Here is an 18473-nt window from a genome sequence, read left to right as displayed (position 1 = left end):
CATCTTGCTCGCCCGCGGCGGTACAGGCGCGCAGATCGCCCGCGCCGACATCAGGTGTTCGCCTACCCGATACGGTCGATCACCACGGGGCCGAGCTCCGGCGCGGTGGCACCGACGGTCCACCCGCCGTCGAGTTCGGCCAGCGCCGCGGGCAGCCGCTCGGGCGTTTCGGTGTAGAGCGTGAACAGCGTCTCGCCGGCGGCGACGGGTTCACCGGGCCGGCGATGGATGCGGACCCCGGCGCCGAGCTGCACCGGCTGCCCGGGGGCGGCACGCCCGGCCCCGAGGCGCCACGCGGCCATCGCCACCGCCATGGCATCGATATCCCCCATCACGCCGCCGCGGGACGCGGTGACGGTTTCGGTGTGCGTACCGAGCGGCAGCGGTTGGCTCAGATCACCGCCCTGGGCGGCGATCAGCCGACGGAACCGGTCCATCGCCGTCCCGTCGCGCAGTGTCTGGGCCGGGTCCACCCGATCGACCCCGGCGGAATCGAGCATCGCGGTCGCCAGCGCCAGGGTCAGCTCGATCACGTCGGGCGGCCCGCCGCCGGCCAGCACCTCCAGCGACTCCGCGACCTCCAGCGAGTTGCCGACGGTGCGGCCCAGCGGGCGGTTCATATCGGTGAGCAGCGCCCGGGTCGGGACGCCGTAGGAGTTGCCCAGCGCCACCATGGTGGCCGCCAGCTCGCGGGACTCGGCTTCGGTCTTGAGGAACGCGCCGCGGCCGGCCTTGACGTCCAGGACCAGGGATTGCGCTCCTTCGGCCAGCTTCTTGCTCATCACCGAACTGGCGATCAGCGGCAGCGACTCGGTGGTGGCCGTGACGTCACGCAGCGCGTAGATCAAGCGGTCGGCCGGGGCGAGATCGCCGGCGGCGAAGATGGCCGCTCCGACGTCGGAAAGCTGTTGCCGGATGCGCTCTTTGGACAGCTCCGGGGTGAAGCCGGCGATGGCCTCCAGTTTGTCGAGGGTGCCGCCGGTGTGCCCGAGGCCGCGGCCCGCAGCCTGCGGAACCGCTGCGCCACAAGCCAGTACCACCGGTACCAGTGGGATGGTGATCTTGTCGCCCACCCCGCCGGTGGAGTGCTTGTCCACCAGCGGCAGGCCCAGATCGGTGAAGTCGAACCGCTCACCGGAGGCGATCATGGCCGCGGTCCAGCGGGTGATCTCGCCGGGTGTCATGCCACGCAGGAAGATCGCCATCAGCAAGGCCGACATCTGTTCGTCGGCGACCCGGCCGTGCGTGTAGCCGTCGATCACCCAGTCGATGGCCTCGTCGGAGAGCACACCACCGTCGCGTTTGGTCCGGATGACGGACGGAGCATCGAGATGCGACCCATGATGTTGAGCATCGAGATGCGACCCATGATGAGGCGCATCGAGATGCGACCCGTGATGAGGCGCATCAAATCCCACGAGAACGCTCCAGATCGTCGGGGCCGAACGCGTCGGGCAGCAGCTCGGCGAGCCGGCGCGGGCCGTCGGGATGGTCGATCAGCAGATCGGGTCCGCCGTGCTCGAAGAGCACCTGACGGCATCGTCCGCACGGCATCAACGGGGCACCGTCGGCCGCCACGCAACTGAGCGCGACGAGCCGTCCGCCACCGCCGGAAAACAGGACGCAGACCACAGCGCACTCGGCACAGAGACCCAGGCCATATGAGACATTTTCCACATTGCATCCGCGGATGATTCTGTCGTCGTCGACCAACGCGGCCGCTCCCACCGGAAAACCCGAATACGGCGCATAGGCGCCACGCGACGCTTCGATTGCGTTGTCTCGCAACAACTTCCAGTCGATTTCCAGGCTCATGACACCCTGCGCGAAGGATGATCTGAATGCATTCCGAAGGAGCGACATCCGAAGGCTACAACCAATGTAGGGCACCCTAACTTTGTGGTAGAACGGCCTCTTTGGGCTCCACGCTAGTTCTAAGTCGGTTCCATTTGGGATTAGAGTCGCCCCGAGGTTTGGGGACGAATTACAGCCTTGTCCCCGGACGTCCACCGATGGCGTTGGAGGACACTCTATGAGCACAGCTACGGCTGCGGATTCCGATACACCGGCACCGCGATCAAAACCGGGCCGTCGCCGCACCCTGTACCGCGGCGACCCAGGCATGTGGTCCTGGGTACTGCACCGCATCACGGGTGCCACCATTTTCTTCTTCCTGTTCGTCCACGTGCTCGACACCGCGCTGGTGCGGGTGAGCCCGCAGGCCTACAACGAAGTCATCGAGACGTACAAGACGCCGATCGTCGGTCTCATGGAGGTCGGTCTGGTCGCGGCGGTGCTGTACCACGCGCTCAACGGCATCCGCGTGATCCTCATCGACTTCTGGCAGCACGGCCCGCGCTATCAGCGCCTGATGCTGTGGGTGATTGCCGGAATCTGGTTGGCCGTGATGATCCCCTCGCTGGGTGTCCTCGGCATGCACATGGCGGAGCGTTTCCTATGAGTGGCGAAAATCCCTACGACCACCTGAGCGAGCGCGGCGGACCGGCCCCGGTCATGCAGCGCAGCTACGACCGGCCCGCCGGGCTGGACAACCCGCGGTCCCCGCGGCGGCCGGGCGGCATGCCCAACTTCGAGAAGTACGCCTGGCTGTTCATGCGCTTCTCCGGCATCGTCCTGGTGTTCCTGGCGCTGGGCCACCTGTTCATCATGCTGATGTGGCAGAACGGCGTGTACCGCATCGACTTCAACTACGTCGCACAGCGCTGGGCCTCGCCGTTCTGGCAGACCTGGGATCTGCTGCTGCTGTGGCTGGCCCAATTGCACGGCGGCAACGGGATGCGCACCATCATCGCCGATTACGCCCGCAAGGATTCGACCAAGTTCTGGCTGAACACCCTGCTGGCCCTGTCGATGTTGTTCACGCTGGTACTGGGTACCTACGTGCTGCTGACGTTCGACGCGAACATCTCTTGAGCTGGAGTTGTAGGAAATGATTGTTGAACACCGCTACGACGTCGTGATCGTCGGTGCCGGCGGCGCCGGAATGCGCGCCGCGGTGGAAGCCGGCCCCCGGGCCCGCACCGCCGTGCTGACCAAGCTGTACCCGACCCGCAGCCACACCGGCGCCGCGCAGGGCGGCATGTGCGCCGCGCTGGCCAATGTCGAAGAGGACAACTGGGAGTGGCACACCTTCGACACCGTCAAGGGTGGGGACTACCTCGCCGACCAGGACGCCGTCGAGATCATGTGCAAGGAGGCCATCGACGCCGTCTATGACCTCGAGAAGATGGGGATGCCGTTCAACCGCACCCCCGAAGGCCGCATCGACCAGCGCCGGTTCGGTGGGCACACCCGCGACCACGGCAAGGCACCGGTGCGCCGCGCCTGCTACGCCGCCGACCGCACCGGGCACATGATCCTGCAGACGCTCTACCAAAACTGCGTCAAGCACGACGTCGAGTTCTTCAACGAGTTCTACGCACTGGACATCGCGCTCACCGAGACCCCCGGCGGCCCGGTCGCCACCGGTGTCATCGCCTACGAGCTGGCGACCGGCGACATCCACGTCTTCCACGCCAAGGCGATCGTCTTCGCCACCGGCGGTTCGGGCCGGATGTACAAGACCACCTCCAACGCGCACACGCTGACCGGCGACGGCCTGGGCATCATCTTCCGCAAGGGACTTCCCTTGGAGGACATGGAGTTCCACCAGTTCCACCCGACAGGCCTGGCCGGCCTGGGCATCCTGATCTCGGAGGCCGTGCGCGGCGAGGGCGGGCGACTGCTCAACGGCGAGGGCGAACGCTTCATGGAGCGCTACGCCCCGACCATCGTCGACCTCGCGCCGCGCGATATCGTCGCCCGGTCGATGGTGCTCGAGGTGCTCGAGGGCCGTGGCGCCGGACCGAACAAGGACTACGTCTACATCGATGTGCGCCACCTCGGCGAGGACGTGCTGGAGGCCAAGCTCCCCGACATCACCGAGTTCGCCCGCACCTACCTCGGCGTGGACCCGGTGACCGAGCTGGTGCCGGTGTACCCGACCTGCCATTACGTCATGGGCGGTATCCCGACCAACGTGCACGGCCAGGTGCTGCGCGACAACAAAACGATCGTGCCGGGTCTGTACGCCGCGGGCGAATGCGCGTGTGTGTCGGTGCACGGCTCCAACCGGCTGGGCACCAACTCGCTGTTGGACATCAACGTCTTCGGCCGCCGCGCCGGGATCGCCGCCGCGGAGTACGCCAACAACCACAACCACGTCGACCTGCCGGAGAACCCGGCCGACATGGTGGTCGGCTGGGTGGGCGACATCCTCTCCGAGCACGGCAACGAGCGCGTCGCCGACATCCGCACCGCGCTGCAGCAGTCGATGGACAACAACGCCGCGGTGTTCCGCACCGAGGAGACGCTGAAGCAGGCGCTCACCGACATCCACGCCCTGAAGGAGCGCTACGCGCGAATCACGGTGCAGGACAAGGGCAAGCGCTACAACAGCGATTTGCTGGAGGCCATCGAGCTGGGCTTCCTGCTGGAGCTGGCCGAGGTCACCGTGGTCGGCGCGCTCAACCGCAAGGAATCCCGCGGCGGCCACGCGCGCGAGGACTACCCGAACCGCGACGACACCAACTACATGCGGCACACCATGGCCTACAAAGAGGGCACCGAGCTGCTGTCCGATATCCGGCTGGACTACAAGCCCGTGGTCCAGACCCGGTACGAGCCGATGGAACGGAAGTACTGATCATGAGTGCACCCGTAATCGACAAGCCGCAAGCCGGCGGCCCCGAGCTGCCGCCCGTGCCCGAGGGCGCGGTGATGGTGACGCTGAAGATCGCCCGGTTCAACCCGGAGAACCCGGACGCCGCCGGTTTCCAGAGCTTCCGCGTGCCCTGCCTGCCGTCGGACCGGCTGCTCAACCTGCTGCACTACGTCAAGTGGTACCTGGACGGGACGCTGACCTTCCGCCGGTCCTGCGCGCACGGCGTGTGCGGTTCGGACGCCATGCGGATCAACGGTGTGAACCGGCTGGCGTGCAAGGTGCTGATGCGTGACCTGCTGCCCAAGAAGCCGGGCAAGCAGCTGACCATCACCATCGAGCCGATCCGCGGTCTGCCGGTGGAGAAGGACCTCGTCGTCGACATGGAGCCGTTCTTCGACGCGTTCCGGGCCGTCAAGCCGTTCCTGATCACCAGCGGCAACCCGCCCACCCGGGAACGGATCCAGAGCCAGACCGACCGCGCCCGCTACGACGACACCACCAAGTGCATCCTGTGCGCGTGCTGCACCACCAGCTGCCCGGTGTTCTGGAACGAGGGCAGCTACTTCGGCCCGGCCGCGATCGTCAACGCGCACCGGTTCATCTTCGACAGCCGGGACGAGGGTGCCGCCGAGCGCCTGGACATCCTCAACGACGTCGACGGGGTGTGGCGCTGCCGCACCACCTTCAACTGCACCGACGCCTGCCCGCGTGGCATCCAGGTGACCCAGGCGATCCAAGAGGTGAAGCGCGCCTTGATGTTCGCGCGGTAGTTTCTTTTTCTCTGCAGCCCAATGTGAGCTTGGGTGCGAGATCCGGTCCGGACCTCGCACCCAAGCTCACGTTCGGTTCGGGGACTAGCCCTTGCGGATCAGCTTCTTGTTGACGAATTCGTCGATGCCGTAGCGGCCGAGTTCGCGCCCGAAGCCGGATCGCTTGACCCCGCCGAAGGGCAGCTCGACACCGTCGGCGCCGACGACGTTGACGAACACCATGCCGGCGTCGATCTTGTCGGCCACCCTGGCCGCCTGCTCGTCGTCGGTGGTGAACACGTAGGAGCCCAGCCCGAACGGGGTGTCGTTGGCCAGCTCCACGGCCTCGTCCTCGGAGGCGGCCTTGTAGACGATGGCGACCGGCCCGAACAGCTCCTCGCGGAAATCCGTTGGCACATCGGTCAACACGCCGGGCGGGAAGTGCGCGCCCTTGCGCTCCCCCTCGGTGGTCAACCGTGCCCCGCCGGCCACCGCGCGGTCGACCTGCTCGGCGAGCCGCTGCGCGGCGGCCTCCGACGACAGCGGGGCCAGCCCGTCGCGCTGCTCCAGCACCTTGGCGGTGAACTTGTCCAGGAACTCGTCGTACACCTGCTCGGCGACGATGAACCGCTTGGCCGCGTTACAGGCCTGCCCGGTGTTCTCGAACCGGCCCGCCACCGCCGCCTCGACGGTGGCGTCCATATCGTCGGAGGACAGCACGATGAAGGGATCGGACCCGCCGAGCTCGAGCACCACCTTCTTCAGGTTGCGGCCGGCGATCTCGGCGACCGCCGCCCCGGCGCGCTCCGAACCGGTGAGCGAAACCCCTTGGACGCGTGGGTCGGCGATGATGGTGGCGACCTGCTCGTTGGTCGCGTAGATGTTGACGTAGGCGCCCTCGGGGTAGCCGGCGTCGTCGAAGATCTGCTGGATGGCCGCCGCCGACTCCGGGCACTGCGGGGCGTGCTTGAGCACGATGGTGTTGCCGAGTGTCAGGTTGGGGCCGGCGAACCGCGCCACCTGGTAGTACGGGTAGTTCCACGGCATGATGCCCAGCAGCACACCCACCGGGCCGCGCCGGATCAGCGCCGAGCCCTCGCCGTCGAGCAGCTCGATCGGTTCGTCGGCCAGGAACTTGGCGGCGTTGTCGGCGTAGAACTCGTAGATGGCGGCACTGAATTCGACCTCGCCGGTGGCCTGGTCCAGGGGTTTGCCCATCTCGCGCACGATGATGGCGGCGAGTTCGTCGCGGCGCTCGTTGTGCAGCGCGGCCACCTTGCGGATCAGCGCGACGCGGTCTTCCAGCGTGGAGTTCTTGGACCAGTCCCGGTAGGCGCCGGCCGCCGCGGACAGCGCCTGCTCGATCTGAGCGTCGGTCGCCGTGGGGTACTCACGGAGCACCTCACCGGATGCGGGATCGACCACTGCGTACTGCGCCATGAAAAATCACTCCTGGTTCTGTTCGTCGGATGAGATGTCTTCTGCATACGTGCCCGCGCGCTCCGCCGCCACCGGATCGCGGAATTTCGGCGACGCGGTGGACAGCGGTTGGGTCATTGCGGGGCCACCAGCGAGGGCACCAGCAGGGTGCGCAGCGCGCCGCCGGCGGCCAGATCGTCCAGCGCGTCCTGCGCCGCCTCCAGCGGGCGGCGGCCGGACACCAGCGAATCGAGGTCGAGTTCACCGTCCATGTACAGGTCGACCAGGGCCGGGATGTCGCGCTGCGGGTCGACCGAGCCGTAGTTGGACCCGAGGATGCGCTGGTTGGCCTCGGCGAGCACCAACGGGTCGAACCGGGCCGTGGACCCGGTCGGCGGCAGGCCGACGATGACGGCGGCACCGCCGAGGCCGAGCGCGGCGATGGCCTGTTCGGTGGTGACGATCTTGCCGATGGCGTCGAAGATGTAGTCGAGGCCTTCGGGCACAAGGGCTTTCAGCGCCTCGACGGCGTCGGTGGCCGACGAGTCGACGGTGTCGGTGGCGCCCAGCCGGCGGGCGTGTTCCAGCTTGGCCGCGTCGATGTCGACGGCGACGATGCGCCCGGCCTTGGCCAGCCGCGCGCCCTGGATACAGGACAGCCCGACGCCGCCGCAGCCGATGACGGCCACCGTGGCACCTTCCTCGACGCCGGCGGTGTTGCGCACCGCGCCGACCCCGGTGGCCACCGCACAGCCGACCAGGGCGACCACGTCCAGCGGCGCGTCCCGGCGGATCCGCACCGCCCCGGAGGCCGGGACCACCACCCGCTCGGCGAACGACGACACGCCGAGGTAGTGGTGCAGCGGGGCGCCGTCGCGGCTCCAGCGGCTGGTGCCGTCGAACAACACGCCGCCGGCGGCGACGACGTTCGCGGCCACCTCGCACTGCCAGGGCCGGCCGAGTTCGCACTGCCGGCAGCCGCCGCAACCCGGCACCCAGGACAGCACCACATGGTCGCCGACCTCCAGGCCCGTCACGCCCGCACCGAGCGCGGTCACCACCCCGGATCCCTCGTGGCCCAACACAACCGGGGCGGGCACGTCCCACTCCCCTTTGACGACGTGCAGGTCGGAATGGCACACGCCGGCACCGGCGATGGCCACCTCCACCTCGCCGGGTCCGGGCGGGGCCAGTTGCACCTCGACGGTGCGCACCGGGGTGCCCGGTTCGGTGAACACCGATGCGCGCACGGTGCCCGCGTCTCGATCGCCGGTCTGACTCATCGCCCGCCCTCACCTGTTTAATGGCACAAAACTCTGGTCGAAGTTATATCCCGCTAAACTTCCGGCTGCAAGGCTTGTCACACCACCGCCGCAATTGAGACGGCCGTCGCTCTCGGGTCCGGCGGCCGCCGGGAGGGCCCCATGCCACGAAGCCACACCGCGGGCGCGGCGCGCACCTCCGACGTCGACTCGAAGATGACCCGGCTCGGGCCGAAGCTGCGGGCGGTACGGCAGGAGCGCGGCCTGACGCTGGATGCGGTCGCCTCCCGAGCCGACCTGACCAAGGGGTTCCTGAGCCTGGTCGAACGCGGCCAGACGGCGGTGTCCGTGCCGAATCTGCTGCGGATCTGCGACATCCTCGGGGTCTCGGTGGGTGCCCTGTTCGACTTCCCCGATTCGGCCATGGTGCGCAGCGGTCACGGCGCGCCGCTGGAGATGGGCGGCAGTGGCATCCGCGAGTACCTGCTGACCCCGGCCACCGAGCGGCACGTCCAGGTGATGCGGACCGTGCTGCAACCGGGCGGCGGCTCCGGCGGCGCCTACACCCTGGAGTCCGAGACCATCGTCGCCGTCGTGGTCCGCGGCCGGCTCCGGCTGGCGGTCGACGGCCAGGACCTGGTGCTCGCCGCCGGCGACTGCTACACCTTCTCGGCCCGGTCGCCGCACGCCTGGGAGAACGCCGATCCCGGCGAGAGCGAGGTGATCTGGTCGATCGCCCCGCCGATCCCGACCGGATCACCCGCGCGCGGGTAGGGCCTGGCACACCCGCCTGTCACATCGAGGCGGGCTGCGTCGTCTGACAGATATGACGACGAGAATTGCCCCACTGCCCCCGAAGAAGGCCGGCCCGCTGACCCGGATGATGTACCGCTACGCCAAGCGGCGGTTCGGCGAGGTGCCCGAACCGTTCACGGTCGCCGCCCATCACCCGCGCCTGCTGGTCGCCAATGCCGTGCACGAAACGCTGCTGCAGCGCGGGTCCACGACACTGCCCGCCAGTGTCCGCGAACTCGCGGTGTTCTGGACCGCGCGGACCGTCGGCTGCTCGTGGTGTGTGGACTTCGGCTCCATGCTGATGCGGCTGGAGAACCTGGACGTGGACCGGCTCACCGCCATCGACGACTACGCCACGTCGCCGGCGTTCGACGACGACGAACGCGCCGCCATCGCCTATGCCGACGCCATGACCACCGACCCGCACACCGTCACCGACGAGCAGGTGGCCGATCTGCGGGCACGCTTCGGCGATGCCGGCGTGATCGAGCTGACCTACCAGATCGGGGTGGAGAACATGCGGGCACGGATGTACTCGGCTCTCGGCATCACCGAGCAGGGTTTCGGCTCCGGCGACGCCTGCCGGGTGCCATGGCTCAACTCCCAGACGCCGACCGAGTGACGCCGGCCCGCAGCGGCGACGCGGTGAACTTGTCCGGATTGGCGATATCCCATACCGCACAGACCAATCCGTCGCGCACGGTCATCACCGTGACCCGGGGCGCCAGCTCGGGGTACCCGTCGGTCGCAGCCAGGCCGGGTGTGTAGCTGCCCACCTCACCGTTGACCAGGGCCAGCTGGGTGGCCGAAAGCCAGTTCGGCCCATAGCGTTTGGCCAGACCGAAGAGGAAGCGTGCCACCTTGTCGGGGCCGACGATGACCCGGGCGGCGGTGGGGGCGCGCCGGTTGGCGTCACCGGTGAAGGTGACCTCCGGGTGCAGCAGCGCGACGACGGCGGCCATGTCGCCGTCGGCCATGGCGGCCATCAGCTTGCCGACGATCTCGGGGTGCGCCGGGTCCGGCGGCGGCGCCGAGGCGGCGGCACGGCGCGCCCGGGACGCCAGCTGCCTGGCACCGGCGGTGCTGATGCCCAGGATGCCGGCGATCTCGTCGAACGGCACGGCGAAGCCGTCGTGCAAGACGAACGCGACCCGCTGATCGGGGGTCAACCGCTCCAGCACGACCATCGCCGCGAACCGCGCGTCGTCGGCGGCCACCACGGCGGCGAGCGGGTCGGCGGGATCGTCGGCACCGGCCCCGAAACCGGTCACCACCGGTTCGGGCAACCATTCACCGACGTAGGCCTCCCGCCGGTGCGCGGCCGAGCGCAGCCGGTCCAGGGCGAGCCGGCTCACCACGGTGGTCAGCCACGCCCGCAGATCGGCGATCTCGGTGCCCGCCCGGTGCCAGCGCAGCCAGGAGTCCTGGACGATGTCCTCGGCGTCCGCATAGGTGCCGGTGAGCCGGTAGGCGACGGCCAGCAGGTGCGGACGCAGCGCCTCGAATTCGTCGGTGCGCGCCGCGGTGGTCACCCGGACAACACTAGTCCCGGACCGGGCACCGCCGGCACCTGGGAAAACTAATTTCGTTGTTGACAAGCATCCAAACGACTGAAACCGTATTCTACGTTTGAATTTCGTAGGCAATCAGCAGGGAGAAGCGATGAGCAAGGGCGAACTCACCCTGGAACCGGGCGGCGCCGCCGTCGAGAGCAAGGGCCTCAAGGGTGGCGCCCTCGGCCTGCTGTCCAGCATCGTCGTCGGGATGGCCTCGACCGCCCCGGCCTACAGCCTGGCGGCCACCCTCGGCCTCATCATCGCCAGCGGCGGTGCGCTGCTGTCCGGTGTGAAAGCCCCAGCCATCGTGCTGATCTCGTTCATCCCGATGTACCTCATCGCGGTGGCCTACCAGGAACTGAACAAGGCCGAACCGGACTGCGGCACCACCTTCACCTGGGCCTCGCGGGCATTCGGGCCGGTGGTCGGGTGGCTGGGCGGTTGGGGCATCATCGCCGCCGACGTCATCGTAATGGCCAACCTGGCCCAGATCGCCGGCGCGTACTCGTTCACCTTCGCCGGTGACCTCGGCTGGGAGTCGGCCGCCACGCTGGCCGGCAGCACGTTGTGGTCGACGGTCGCGGGCGTCATCTGGATCGCGGTGATGACCTACATCTGTTACCGCGGCATCGAGGTGTCGGCCCGGCTGCAGTACGCCCTGCTGGGCATCGAGGTGGTGGTGCTGATCGCGCTCTCGGTGGTGGCCCTGGTCAAGGTGTACACCCACAACGCCGAGGATTACTCGCTGATCCCGTCGCTGTCCTGGTTCTGGCCCGGCGGGCTGGATTTCGGCACCGTCATCGCCCCCGCGGTGCTGACCACCATCTTCATCTACTGGGGCTGGGACACCGCGGTGGCGTGCAACGAGGAATCCGACGACCCAGGCCGCACCCCGGGCCGGGCCGCCGTCATCTCCACCTTCCTGCTGCTGGCCACCTACGCCCTGGTGAGCGTGGCGGCGGTGGCCTTCGCCGGGGTCGGCACGGACGGCATCGGCCTGGGCAACCCGGAGAACTCCGCCGACGTGTTCGCCGCGATCGGCCCGGATCTGTTCGGGGACAGCGTCCTCGGCCACATCGGCATGCTGCTGCTCTCGGCGTCGATCCTGACCTCGGCATCGGCGTCCACCCAGACCACCATCCTGCCCACCGCCCGCACCACCCTGTCGATGGGCGTGTACAAGGCGCTGCCGGGTTCGTTCGCGAAGATCCACCGCACCTACCTGACGCCCACCACGTCGACGATCGCGATGGGCATCGTCAGCGCCGTGTTCTACGTGCTGTTCACGGTGATCAGCACCAACCTGCTGACGGCGCTCATCGGTTCGGTGGGCCTGATGATCGCGTTCTACTACGGCCTGACCGGCTTCGCCTGTGTCTGGTTCTACCGCAAGACGTTGACCCGCAACGTCCGTGACCTGATGATGCGCGGTGTCGTCCCGCTGCTCGGCGGCACCATCCTGCTGGTGGTGTTCGTCTACGGCCTGATCCAGTACGCCAAGCCGGACTGGCTGACCGACGACGACGGCAACAACGTGACCATCTTCGGGTTCGGCGCCGTGGCCGTGGTCGGCATCGGTGCGCTGGTGCTGGGGCTGGTGCTGATGCTGGTCTGGCGCGTCATGGCGCCCGGCTTCTTCAAGGGCATCACCCTGCCCCGCCGCAGCCACGACCTGGTGCTGGAGACCGTCGGCGACCAGGCCGCGGTGGAAGCCCGGTTCGGCCTGCCGGACTCCGGCGACATGCCCACCCTGATCGCGCCCGACCTGTCGAATCTGCCGCCCGGCGAGCGGGCCATCAACCCCGAGACGGGCGAGGAGTTCAGCAAGACCTGACCGATCTGTCCACACGCCGCGTCACACCTTCGACGGACAGACAGCGGACGATTATTGACGTTATCGTCATGCCGAATCCCGGTCCGTTCGTAGCGACTGAACAGGTGGCGCATGTCCCAACCGACGAAATCGTCATGGCTGGTGGACTATTCGAAACACATGGGTCGCGTGGGGGCGCTGGCCGTGGCCGTGGGTATCGGCAGCGCGCTCACCGTTCCGCACGTCGCCTGGGCCGACGACGGCACAACCGGCGGCTCGTCGTCCGCCGGTGACCCCGGTGGCGGGACGGATTCGACGCCGTCCGGAACCTCGGGCGCGACCACCGGCGCGACCACCGGCGCCACCACGACGGGCACCGGAGCGGCCGGGCCGACCGGCACCGCCACGCCACAGAGCCCGATCGCCGACGCAGAACCCAAGAGCGGCACGGAGTCCGAGGACCCGGCCGACCATCGCACCGTGCGCCACACCCGCCGCGACAGCAGGCGCGCCACCGCCCGGCTGAGCACCGCCAAGACCGCCGCGGTGCGCGACGCACCGGCGCCGGCGGCGGTGAAAGAGCCGGTGAAAGAGCCGCCGACATCCGACACCCCGCCCGACCGGCCGGTCGCGGCGCCGGGCAACACGGCGGGTCAGGTCAGCGTGGCGAGCGCGGCAACGGTCGTCCCCGCCGCGGTGGCGCCCGCGCAGAGCGCGCCGGCTCCTGGCATCCGAGCGCTGGTCCTCGGTGTGCTCGGGGTGTTCGGGTTCAGCCCCAATCCGGTGCCCGGTCACACCAACAACCCGCTCCTGGAAGCGATGTGGGCCGGATACCGGCGCATCGAGTCGCTCTTCGACCGGACGGGCGACAACGGCTCGGCCGTCACCGCGGCGGTGCACACCCACCTGCCCACCGCCACGACACCGGGTATCTCCGGTGAGCCGGTCGTCGTCGACACCGGTGGGCAGGCCCCCGCCTCGCTGACGGCATCGGCGATCGACCTGCCGTCGGTGACCGCGACCATCACCGCGGTCAACCCGGCGCCGAGCCGGCCGTCGTCCCCGCTGCGCACGTTCGTGCTCAACGCGCTGGGGGCGTTCGGGTTCAACCCCGAGCCGGGGCACACCAACAACCCGGTGTTACAAGCGATCTGGAACGGTTACCGCAAGCTGGAGGCGATCTTCGACAACATCGCGCCGGATATCGACGCGGTCCGGGTCCTGGGCACCCGCTGGACCGACGACGGGTACGTCGCCGTGGATCTCGCCGTCGACGTCAGCGACTACGACGGGGATCCGATCTCCACCAGCACCATCACCGGCGCGGCGTTCACCAAGAACCTCGACGGGACGTTCACCTATCTGGCCACTCCCGGGTACAGCGGCACGGACACGGTGTACATCGGCGCCACCGACAGCGGCAACCACTACCACCAGGGCACCACGATCTTCGACTACACCGGCAACCACACCAGGGTGGCGGCCATCGCGATCACGGTCACCGCCGCGCCGGCGCTCAGCGCTTCGTGAAAATCGTCCGGTGCCAGGGCTTGTCGGCCACCCCGGTGATATCGCTCATCACGTGCTTGATCGTCAGGTATTCCTCGAACGAGTAGTCGCTCATGTCCTTGCCGAACCCGGACGCCCCGACACCACCGTGCGGCATCTCCGAGATGATCGGGATGTGGTCGTTGATCCACACACAGCCGGCGTTGATCTCGCGGGACGCGCGCTGCGCGCGGTAGACGTCGCGGGTCCAGGCCGACGCGGCCAACCCGTAGTCGGTGTCGTTGGCCTGCCGTAGCGCGTCGTCGTCGTCGGTGAAGGCGCGCACCACCAGCACCGGGCCGAACACCTCGTCGCGGTAGATCTCGGAATCCTCTGCGACATCGGCGATCAGCGTCGGCCGGTAGAACGACCCCGGCAGATCCGGGATGACTCCGCCGGTGACGATGCGCCCGCCCTGGGCGGGGGCGCGGGAGACCATGCCGGCCACCTTGTCGCGGTGCGCGGTGGTGATCAGCGGGCCCAGATCGGTGTCGGGATCGTGCGGGTCGCCGACCACGATCTTGCTCATCACCTCGCCCACCCCGGCGACGAAGTCGTCGTAGAGGTCGCGGGCCACGATCGCGCGGGTGGCCGCCGTGCAGTCCTGACCGGAATTGATCAGCGCGCCGGCGACCGCGCCCTGGATGGCCGCGTCCAGGTCCGCGTCGTCGAACACCACGAACGGCGCCTTGCCACCGAGTTCCAGTTGGGTGCGGTGGCCGTGCACGGCCGCGGCCGCCATCACCTTGCGGCCCACCGCCGTCGACCCGGTGAAGGTCACGACGTCGACGTCGCGGTGCCCGGCCAGCGCGGTGCCGACATCGGCCCCGGACCCGGTGACCACGTTGAGCACGCCGGCCGGCAGCCCCGCCTCGGCGGCGATCCGCGCCAGCGTGAGCGTGGTCAGCGGGGTGATCTCGGCGGGTTTGATGACGACGGCGCAGCCGGCGGCCAGCGCGGGGATGACCTTCCACACCGCCATCTGCAGCGGGTAGTTCCACGGCGTGATGGTGGCCACCACGCCGACGGCCTCACGCCGGATACCGGAGGTGTGGTCGGCCGAATACTCGGCGGTCGCCTTGCCCTCCAAATGCCGTGCCGCACCGGCGAAGAAGGCCACGTTGTCGATGCTGCCCGGGACATCGAACTCGGTGGCCAGCCGCACCGGCTTACCGCACTGGGCCACCTCCTCGGCGATGAAGGTGGCCGCGTTGGCCTCCATCAGTTCGGCGAGCTTGGCCAGCACACCGGCCCGCTCCACCGGCGCGGCCTTGGCCCAGCCGGGCTGGGCGGCGCGGGCGGCGGCGACGGCGGCATCCACGTCGGCGGGGGTGGCCAGCGCGTAGCTCGCCACCACCTCGCCGGTGGCCGGGCTGATCACCGTGAAGGGCTGCCCGCCCGTCTGCACCGCCGCGCCGTTGATCCAGCTACCAGCGACAACAGGGGTTTGGGTGGTGGTCACGAGGTCACACGCTACCCGAGGACCGCTGCGCATTCCACCGGTCTGAGACATCGAAAACGCGCGATTTAATGGAAATGGTTGCCCCAAACTACGGATTCCGTGCACAATCGTCAGCATGTCGAACCCAGATTCACAGCCCGGCGCATCCGCCGTCTCCCTGCGAATCAATCAGTCCCGTCCCGGGGCGGCCTTTCAGCTCGACGAGTTGTCCAAGTCGATCATCGAGAAGCTGCAGCAGGACGGCAGGCGGTCCTACGCCGGGATCGGCAAGGCCGTCGGCCTGTCCGAAGCCGCGGTGCGCCAACGCGTCCAGCGCATGGTCGACGCGGGCGTCATGCAGATCGTCGCGGTCACCGACCCGATGCAGCTGGGCTTCGCGCGCCAAGCCATGATCGGCATCCGCTGCACCGGCGACACCACCAAGGTCGCCGACAAGATCGCCGCCATCGAATCGGTGGACTACGTCGTGCTCACCGCGGGCACCTTCGACGCCATCGCGGAAGTCGTCTGCGAGGACGACGACGACCTACTCGACCTGCTCAACACCAAGATCCGTGCCGTACCAGGGGTGATATCAACCGAGACTCTCGTCTATCTCAAACTTGTCAAACAGCAATACAATTGGGGCACGCGATGACAACTACTGATGTAGCACAATCCATTTCGACAGATCTGGCCGCCAAGGCCAAACGCCACCTGTGGGGCCACTTCGCCCGGCACGGTGCCGATATCAACCCGCCGATCATCACCCGTGGTGAGGGTGTCACCATCTTCGACGACCAGGGCCGCAGCTATATCGACGGGCTCTCGGGCCTGTTCGTGGTGCAGGTCGGGCACGGCCGCGAGGAGCTGGCCGCCGCGGCAGCCCGCCAGGCCGAGCAGCTGGCCTTCTTCCCGCTGTGGTCCTACGCCACGCCGACGGCCGTCGAGCTGGCCGAGCGGATCGCCAACTACGCACCGGGCGACCTGAACCGCGTCTTCTTCACCACCGGTGGCGGCGAAGCGGTGGAGAGCGCCTGGAAACTGGCCAAGCAGTACTTCAAGCTGACCGGGAAACCCGGTAAGCACAAGGTGGTTTCGCGTTCGATCGCCTACCACGGCACCCCGCAGGGCGCGCTGGCCATCACCGGCATCCCGGCCTTCAAGGCGCCGTTCGAGCCGCTCACCCCGGGTGGGTTCCGGGCACCGAACACCAACTTCTACCGGGCGCCGGAGGCCTACGCGCACGACGAGAAGGCTTTCGGGCAGTACTGCGCCGACCGCATCGCCGAGGCCATCGAGTTCGAGGGACCGGACACGGTCGCCGCGGTGTTCCTGGAGCCGGTGCAGAACGCCGGTGGTTGCTTCCCGCCGCCGCCGGGATACTTCGAGCGGGTCCGCGAGATCTGCGACGAGTACGACGTGCTGCTGGTGTCCGACGAGGTGATCTGCGCCTACGGCCGCATCGGGTCCATGTTCGCCTGCGACGATTTCGGTTACGTTCCCGACATCATCACCAGCGCAAAGGGTTTGACCTCGGGCTACTCCCCGATCGGCGCGATGATCGCCAGCGACCGGCTGTTCGAGCCGTTCAACGACGGCAAGACGGTGTTCGGGCACGGCTACACCTTCGGCGGGCACCCGGTGTCGTCGGCGGTCGCGCTGGCCAACTTGGACATCTTCGAGCGCGAGGGCATCAACGCCCACGTCAAGGAGCAGGCACCGGTGTTCAAGGCCACCCTGGAGAAGCTGTACGACCTGCCGATCGTCGGTGACGTCCGCGGCGAGGGCTTCTTCTACGGCATCGAACTGGTCAAGGACAAGACCACCAAGGAGACCTTCAACGACGAGGAGTCCGAGCGGCTGCTGCGCGGGTTCCTCACCCCCGCCCTGTGGGAGGCCGGTCTGTACTGCCGCGCCGACGACCGTGGCGACCCAGTGGTGCAGCTGGCTCCCCCGCTGATCAGCGGGCAGAAGGAGTTCGACGCGATCTACGACATCCTGCACGGGGTGCTCAGCGAGGCCGGACGCCGCCTCTAGATCACGGATGCACGCGACGGCCGGGCGGGAAACCGCCCGGCCGTCGTCGTCTGCGGGCTACCGTCGGGTGCGTGTCTGCCGCGCGCGCCAAACCCGCCATCAACCCCGTCCGCTGGCAGCCGCCACCGGTGCAGCCGCTGCCCGAGTTCACGCTCCCCGAACTGACCCTGGTGCCGATGCCGGGCCATGGACCCGAGGACGTGGTCACCGATGCCGGAGGCTCGTTGTGGACCGGCTTGGTGGACGGCCGGATCGTGCGCCTGACCCCCGACGGCGAGTCGACCGTGGTCGCCGACACCGGTGGGCGCCCGCTCGGGTTGCACGTGGCCCGCGACGGCCGGGTGCTGATCTGCGACAGTTATCGCGGCCTGCTGGCCCTGGACCCGGGCAGCGGCGAGTTGACCACGCTGACCCGGACCGTCCCCGTCGACGGCGTCGGCTCGCAAGGCTGCGCGCCGCGCGGGCGCCCCCTGCGGTTCTGTTCCAATGTCACCGAAACAGCGGACGGCACAATCTATTTCACCGAGTCGACCAGCGACTTCCACTACGAGTGGTTCAAGGCGGCCATCTTCGAGGCGCGCGGCACCGGCGGCTTGTACCGGCTGAACGCCGACGGCGGCGTCGAGACATTGGTCAGCGGGCTGTACTTCGCCAACGGGCTGACCGTGACCGACGACGGGTCGGCGCTGGTGTTCGCCGAGACCCAGGGCCGGCGGCTGTCCAAGTACTGGCTGACCGGCCCGCAGGCCGGCACCGTCACCCCGCTGGCGCGGCATCTGCCCGGCATGCCGGACAACATCTCCACCGGCGGTGACGGCCGGATCTGGGTCGCGTTCGTGTGCCCGGTCAACAAACCGGCCGACTGGCTGGCCCCGCGTTCGCCCGCGCTGCGCAAGTTGGTGTGGAAACTCCCCGCCGCCCTGCAACCCGACATGCCCTCGGAGGTGTGGGCCGTGGCGTTCGACCCGGACTCCGGGCGGGCGGTCGGGGGCATCCGCGGTAAAGACCCGCGCTTCGGTCAGGTGACCGGGGTGGTGGAGCGGGACGGCCGGCTGTGGTTGAGCACCATCGGCTCGGACGCGCTGGCGCATTGCGCACTGCCGGAATGGTCACCTTCGTAACACAAA

16 protein-coding genes and 1 pseudogene are annotated in these 18473 nt (G+C 68.5%); 11 read left to right on the top strand and 6 right to left on the bottom strand.

Annotation, left to right across the window (positions count from 1 at the left end; all coding sequences use genetic code 11):
* Positions 1–62: 62 nt before the first annotated feature.
* Positions 63–1418 carry a thymidine phosphorylase gene (locus BN977_RS23685; RefSeq protein ID WP_084172661.1) on the bottom strand — a complete coding sequence of 452 codons (1356 nt, stop codon included), beginning with the start codon at positions 1416–1418 and terminating at the stop codon, positions 63–65.
* Positions 1408–1815 (bottom strand): cytidine deaminase, encoded by a 408-nt coding sequence (locus BN977_RS23680; protein ID WP_036401972.1) that lies wholly within the window; start codon positions 1813–1815, stop codon positions 1408–1410. Before BN977_RS23680 ends, BN977_RS23685 begins: the two co-directional genes overlap by 11 nt.
* A 217-nt stretch (positions 1816–2032) precedes the next feature.
* Here BN977_RS23680 and sdhC point away from each other — a divergent pair, with 217 nt between their 5' ends.
* From sdhC to BN977_RS23660, 4 genes are read left to right on the top strand one after another with little or no spacing between them, the layout of a single operon-like run.
* A complete protein-coding gene (sdhC, locus tag BN977_RS23675) occupies positions 2033–2461 on the top strand; it encodes a succinate dehydrogenase, cytochrome b556 subunit (protein ID WP_082132523.1) in 429 nt (142 codons plus the stop codon).
* Positions 2458–2934 (top strand): succinate dehydrogenase hydrophobic membrane anchor subunit, encoded by a 477-nt coding sequence (locus BN977_RS23670; RefSeq protein WP_036401966.1) that lies wholly within the window; start codon positions 2458–2460, stop codon positions 2932–2934. Before sdhC ends, BN977_RS23670 begins: the two co-directional genes overlap by 4 nt.
* 16 nt (positions 2935–2950) lie before the next feature.
* The gene (gene sdhA, locus BN977_RS23665; RefSeq protein ID WP_036401964.1) at positions 2951–4705 is read left to right on the top strand and encodes a succinate dehydrogenase flavoprotein subunit; all 1755 of its coding nucleotides are present in this window, start codon (positions 2951–2953) and stop codon (positions 4703–4705) included.
* Positions 4706–4707: 2 nt separating this feature from the next.
* Positions 4708–5493 carry a succinate dehydrogenase iron-sulfur subunit gene (locus tag BN977_RS23660; protein ID WP_036401962.1) on the top strand — a complete coding sequence of 262 codons (786 nt, stop codon included), beginning with the start codon at positions 4708–4710 and terminating at the stop codon, positions 5491–5493.
* An 84-nt stretch (positions 5494–5577) separates the two neighbouring features.
* Here the strand turns inward: BN977_RS23660 and BN977_RS23655 are convergent, their stop codons facing one another.
* Both BN977_RS23655 and BN977_RS23650 read right to left on the bottom strand, forming a co-directional pair.
* Complete coding sequence (locus BN977_RS23655) at positions 5578–6912, bottom strand: NAD-dependent succinate-semialdehyde dehydrogenase (protein ID WP_036401959.1); 1335 nt, start codon at positions 6910–6912, stop codon at positions 5578–5580.
* A gap of 113 nt (positions 6913–7025) precedes the next feature.
* A complete protein-coding gene (locus BN977_RS23650; protein WP_109790275.1) occupies positions 7026–8174 on the bottom strand; it encodes a Zn-dependent alcohol dehydrogenase in 1149 nt (382 codons plus the stop codon).
* Positions 8175–8315: 141 nt separating this feature from the next.
* Between BN977_RS23650 and BN977_RS23645 the strand changes: the two genes are divergently transcribed.
* Positions 8316–8927, top strand: coding sequence for a helix-turn-helix domain-containing protein (locus BN977_RS23645; RefSeq protein ID WP_234709659.1), 612 nt, complete (start codon positions 8316–8318; stop codon positions 8925–8927).
* A gap of 19 nt (positions 8928–8946) precedes the next feature.
* Positions 8947–9570, top strand: a pseudogene (locus BN977_RS23640) (carboxymuconolactone decarboxylase family protein); the annotation flags it as partial.
* Here BN977_RS23640 and sigJ read toward each other — a convergent pair.
* Positions 9545–10480, bottom strand: a complete 936-nt coding sequence (gene sigJ / locus BN977_RS23635) for an RNA polymerase sigma factor SigJ (protein ID WP_036401955.1) — start codon at positions 10478–10480, stop codon at positions 9545–9547. The pseudogene BN977_RS23640 and the gene sigJ sit on opposite strands and share 26 nt — an antisense overlap.
* A 130-nt stretch (positions 10481–10610) precedes the next feature.
* On the opposite strand from sigJ, the gene BN977_RS23630 reads away from it, so the two are divergent.
* Positions 10611–12338 (top strand): APC family permease, encoded by a 1728-nt coding sequence (locus BN977_RS23630; protein ID WP_036401953.1) that lies wholly within the window; start codon positions 10611–10613, stop codon positions 12336–12338.
* Between the two features lie 111 nt (positions 12339–12449).
* The gene (locus BN977_RS23625; protein WP_036401951.1) at positions 12450–13847 is read left to right on the top strand and encodes an Ig-like domain-containing protein; all 1398 of its coding nucleotides are present in this window, start codon (positions 12450–12452) and stop codon (positions 13845–13847) included.
* Here BN977_RS23625 and BN977_RS23620 read toward each other — a convergent pair.
* A complete protein-coding gene (locus tag BN977_RS23620) occupies positions 13834–15327 on the bottom strand; it encodes a gamma-aminobutyraldehyde dehydrogenase (protein WP_036401949.1) in 1494 nt (497 codons plus the stop codon). The two genes, BN977_RS23625 and BN977_RS23620, sit on opposite strands and share 14 nt — an antisense overlap.
* 115 nt (positions 15328–15442) lie before the next feature.
* Between BN977_RS23620 and BN977_RS23615 the strand changes: the two genes are divergently transcribed.
* The 3 genes from BN977_RS23615 (at position 15443) to BN977_RS23605 (ending at position 18467) form a co-directional block, all read left to right on the top strand.
* Positions 15443–15964 (top strand): Lrp/AsnC family transcriptional regulator, encoded by a 522-nt coding sequence (locus BN977_RS23615; RefSeq protein ID WP_036401947.1) that lies wholly within the window; start codon positions 15443–15445, stop codon positions 15962–15964.
* Entirely contained in the window at positions 15961–17346 is a 1386-nt protein-coding gene (locus BN977_RS23610; protein WP_036401945.1) for an aspartate aminotransferase family protein, read from the top strand. Before BN977_RS23615 ends, BN977_RS23610 begins: the two co-directional genes overlap by 4 nt.
* Before the next feature lie 71 nt (positions 17347–17417).
* Entirely contained in the window at positions 17418–18467 is a 1050-nt protein-coding gene (locus tag BN977_RS23605; RefSeq protein ID WP_036401942.1) for an SMP-30/gluconolactonase/LRE family protein, read from the top strand.
* Positions 18468–18473 lie beyond the last annotated feature (6 nt).

The sequence above is a fragment of the Mycolicibacterium cosmeticum genome (assembly GCF_000613185.1).
Taxonomy (GTDB): Bacteria; Actinomycetota; Actinomycetes; order Mycobacteriales; family Mycobacteriaceae; genus Mycobacterium; species Mycobacterium cosmeticum.
Note: the sequence above shows the minus strand (reverse complement) of the source record. Positions and strands in the feature narration are given on the sequence as shown.

Bases quoted from the DNA above. Each gene is read 5' to 3' on its own strand.
- BN977_RS23625 (WP_036401951.1), top strand. From the start codon at position 12,450: ATGTCCCAACCGACGAAATCGTCATGGCTGGTGGACTATTCGAAACAC.
- BN977_RS23645 (WP_234709659.1), top strand. From the start codon at position 8,316: ATGCCACGAAGCCACACCGCGGGCGCGGCGCGCACCTCCGACGTCGAC.
- BN977_RS23655 (WP_036401959.1), bottom strand. From the start codon at position 6,912: ATGGCGCAGTACGCAGTGGTCGATCCCGCATCCGGTGAGGTGCTCCGT.
- BN977_RS23660 (WP_036401962.1), top strand. From the start codon at position 4,708: ATGAGTGCACCCGTAATCGACAAGCCGCAAGCCGGCGGCCCCGAGCTG.
- BN977_RS23615 (WP_036401947.1), top strand. From the start codon at position 15,443: ATGTCGAACCCAGATTCACAGCCCGGCGCATCCGCCGTCTCCCTGCGA.
- BN977_RS23670 (WP_036401966.1), top strand. From the start codon at position 2,458: ATGAGTGGCGAAAATCCCTACGACCACCTGAGCGAGCGCGGCGGACCG.
- sdhC (WP_082132523.1), top strand. From the start codon at position 2,033: ATGAGCACAGCTACGGCTGCGGATTCCGATACACCGGCACCGCGATCA.
- BN977_RS23630 (WP_036401953.1), top strand. From the start codon at position 10,611: ATGAGCAAGGGCGAACTCACCCTGGAACCGGGCGGCGCCGCCGTCGAG.
- BN977_RS23680 (WP_036401972.1), bottom strand. From the start codon at position 1,815: ATGAGCCTGGAAATCGACTGGAAGTTGTTGCGAGACAACGCAATCGAA.
- BN977_RS23610 (WP_036401945.1), top strand. From the start codon at position 15,961: ATGACAACTACTGATGTAGCACAATCCATTTCGACAGATCTGGCCGCC.
- sdhA (WP_036401964.1), top strand. From the start codon at position 2,951: ATGATTGTTGAACACCGCTACGACGTCGTGATCGTCGGTGCCGGCGGC.
- BN977_RS23650 (WP_109790275.1), bottom strand. From the start codon at position 8,174: ATGAGTCAGACCGGCGATCGAGACGCGGGCACCGTGCGCGCATCGGTG.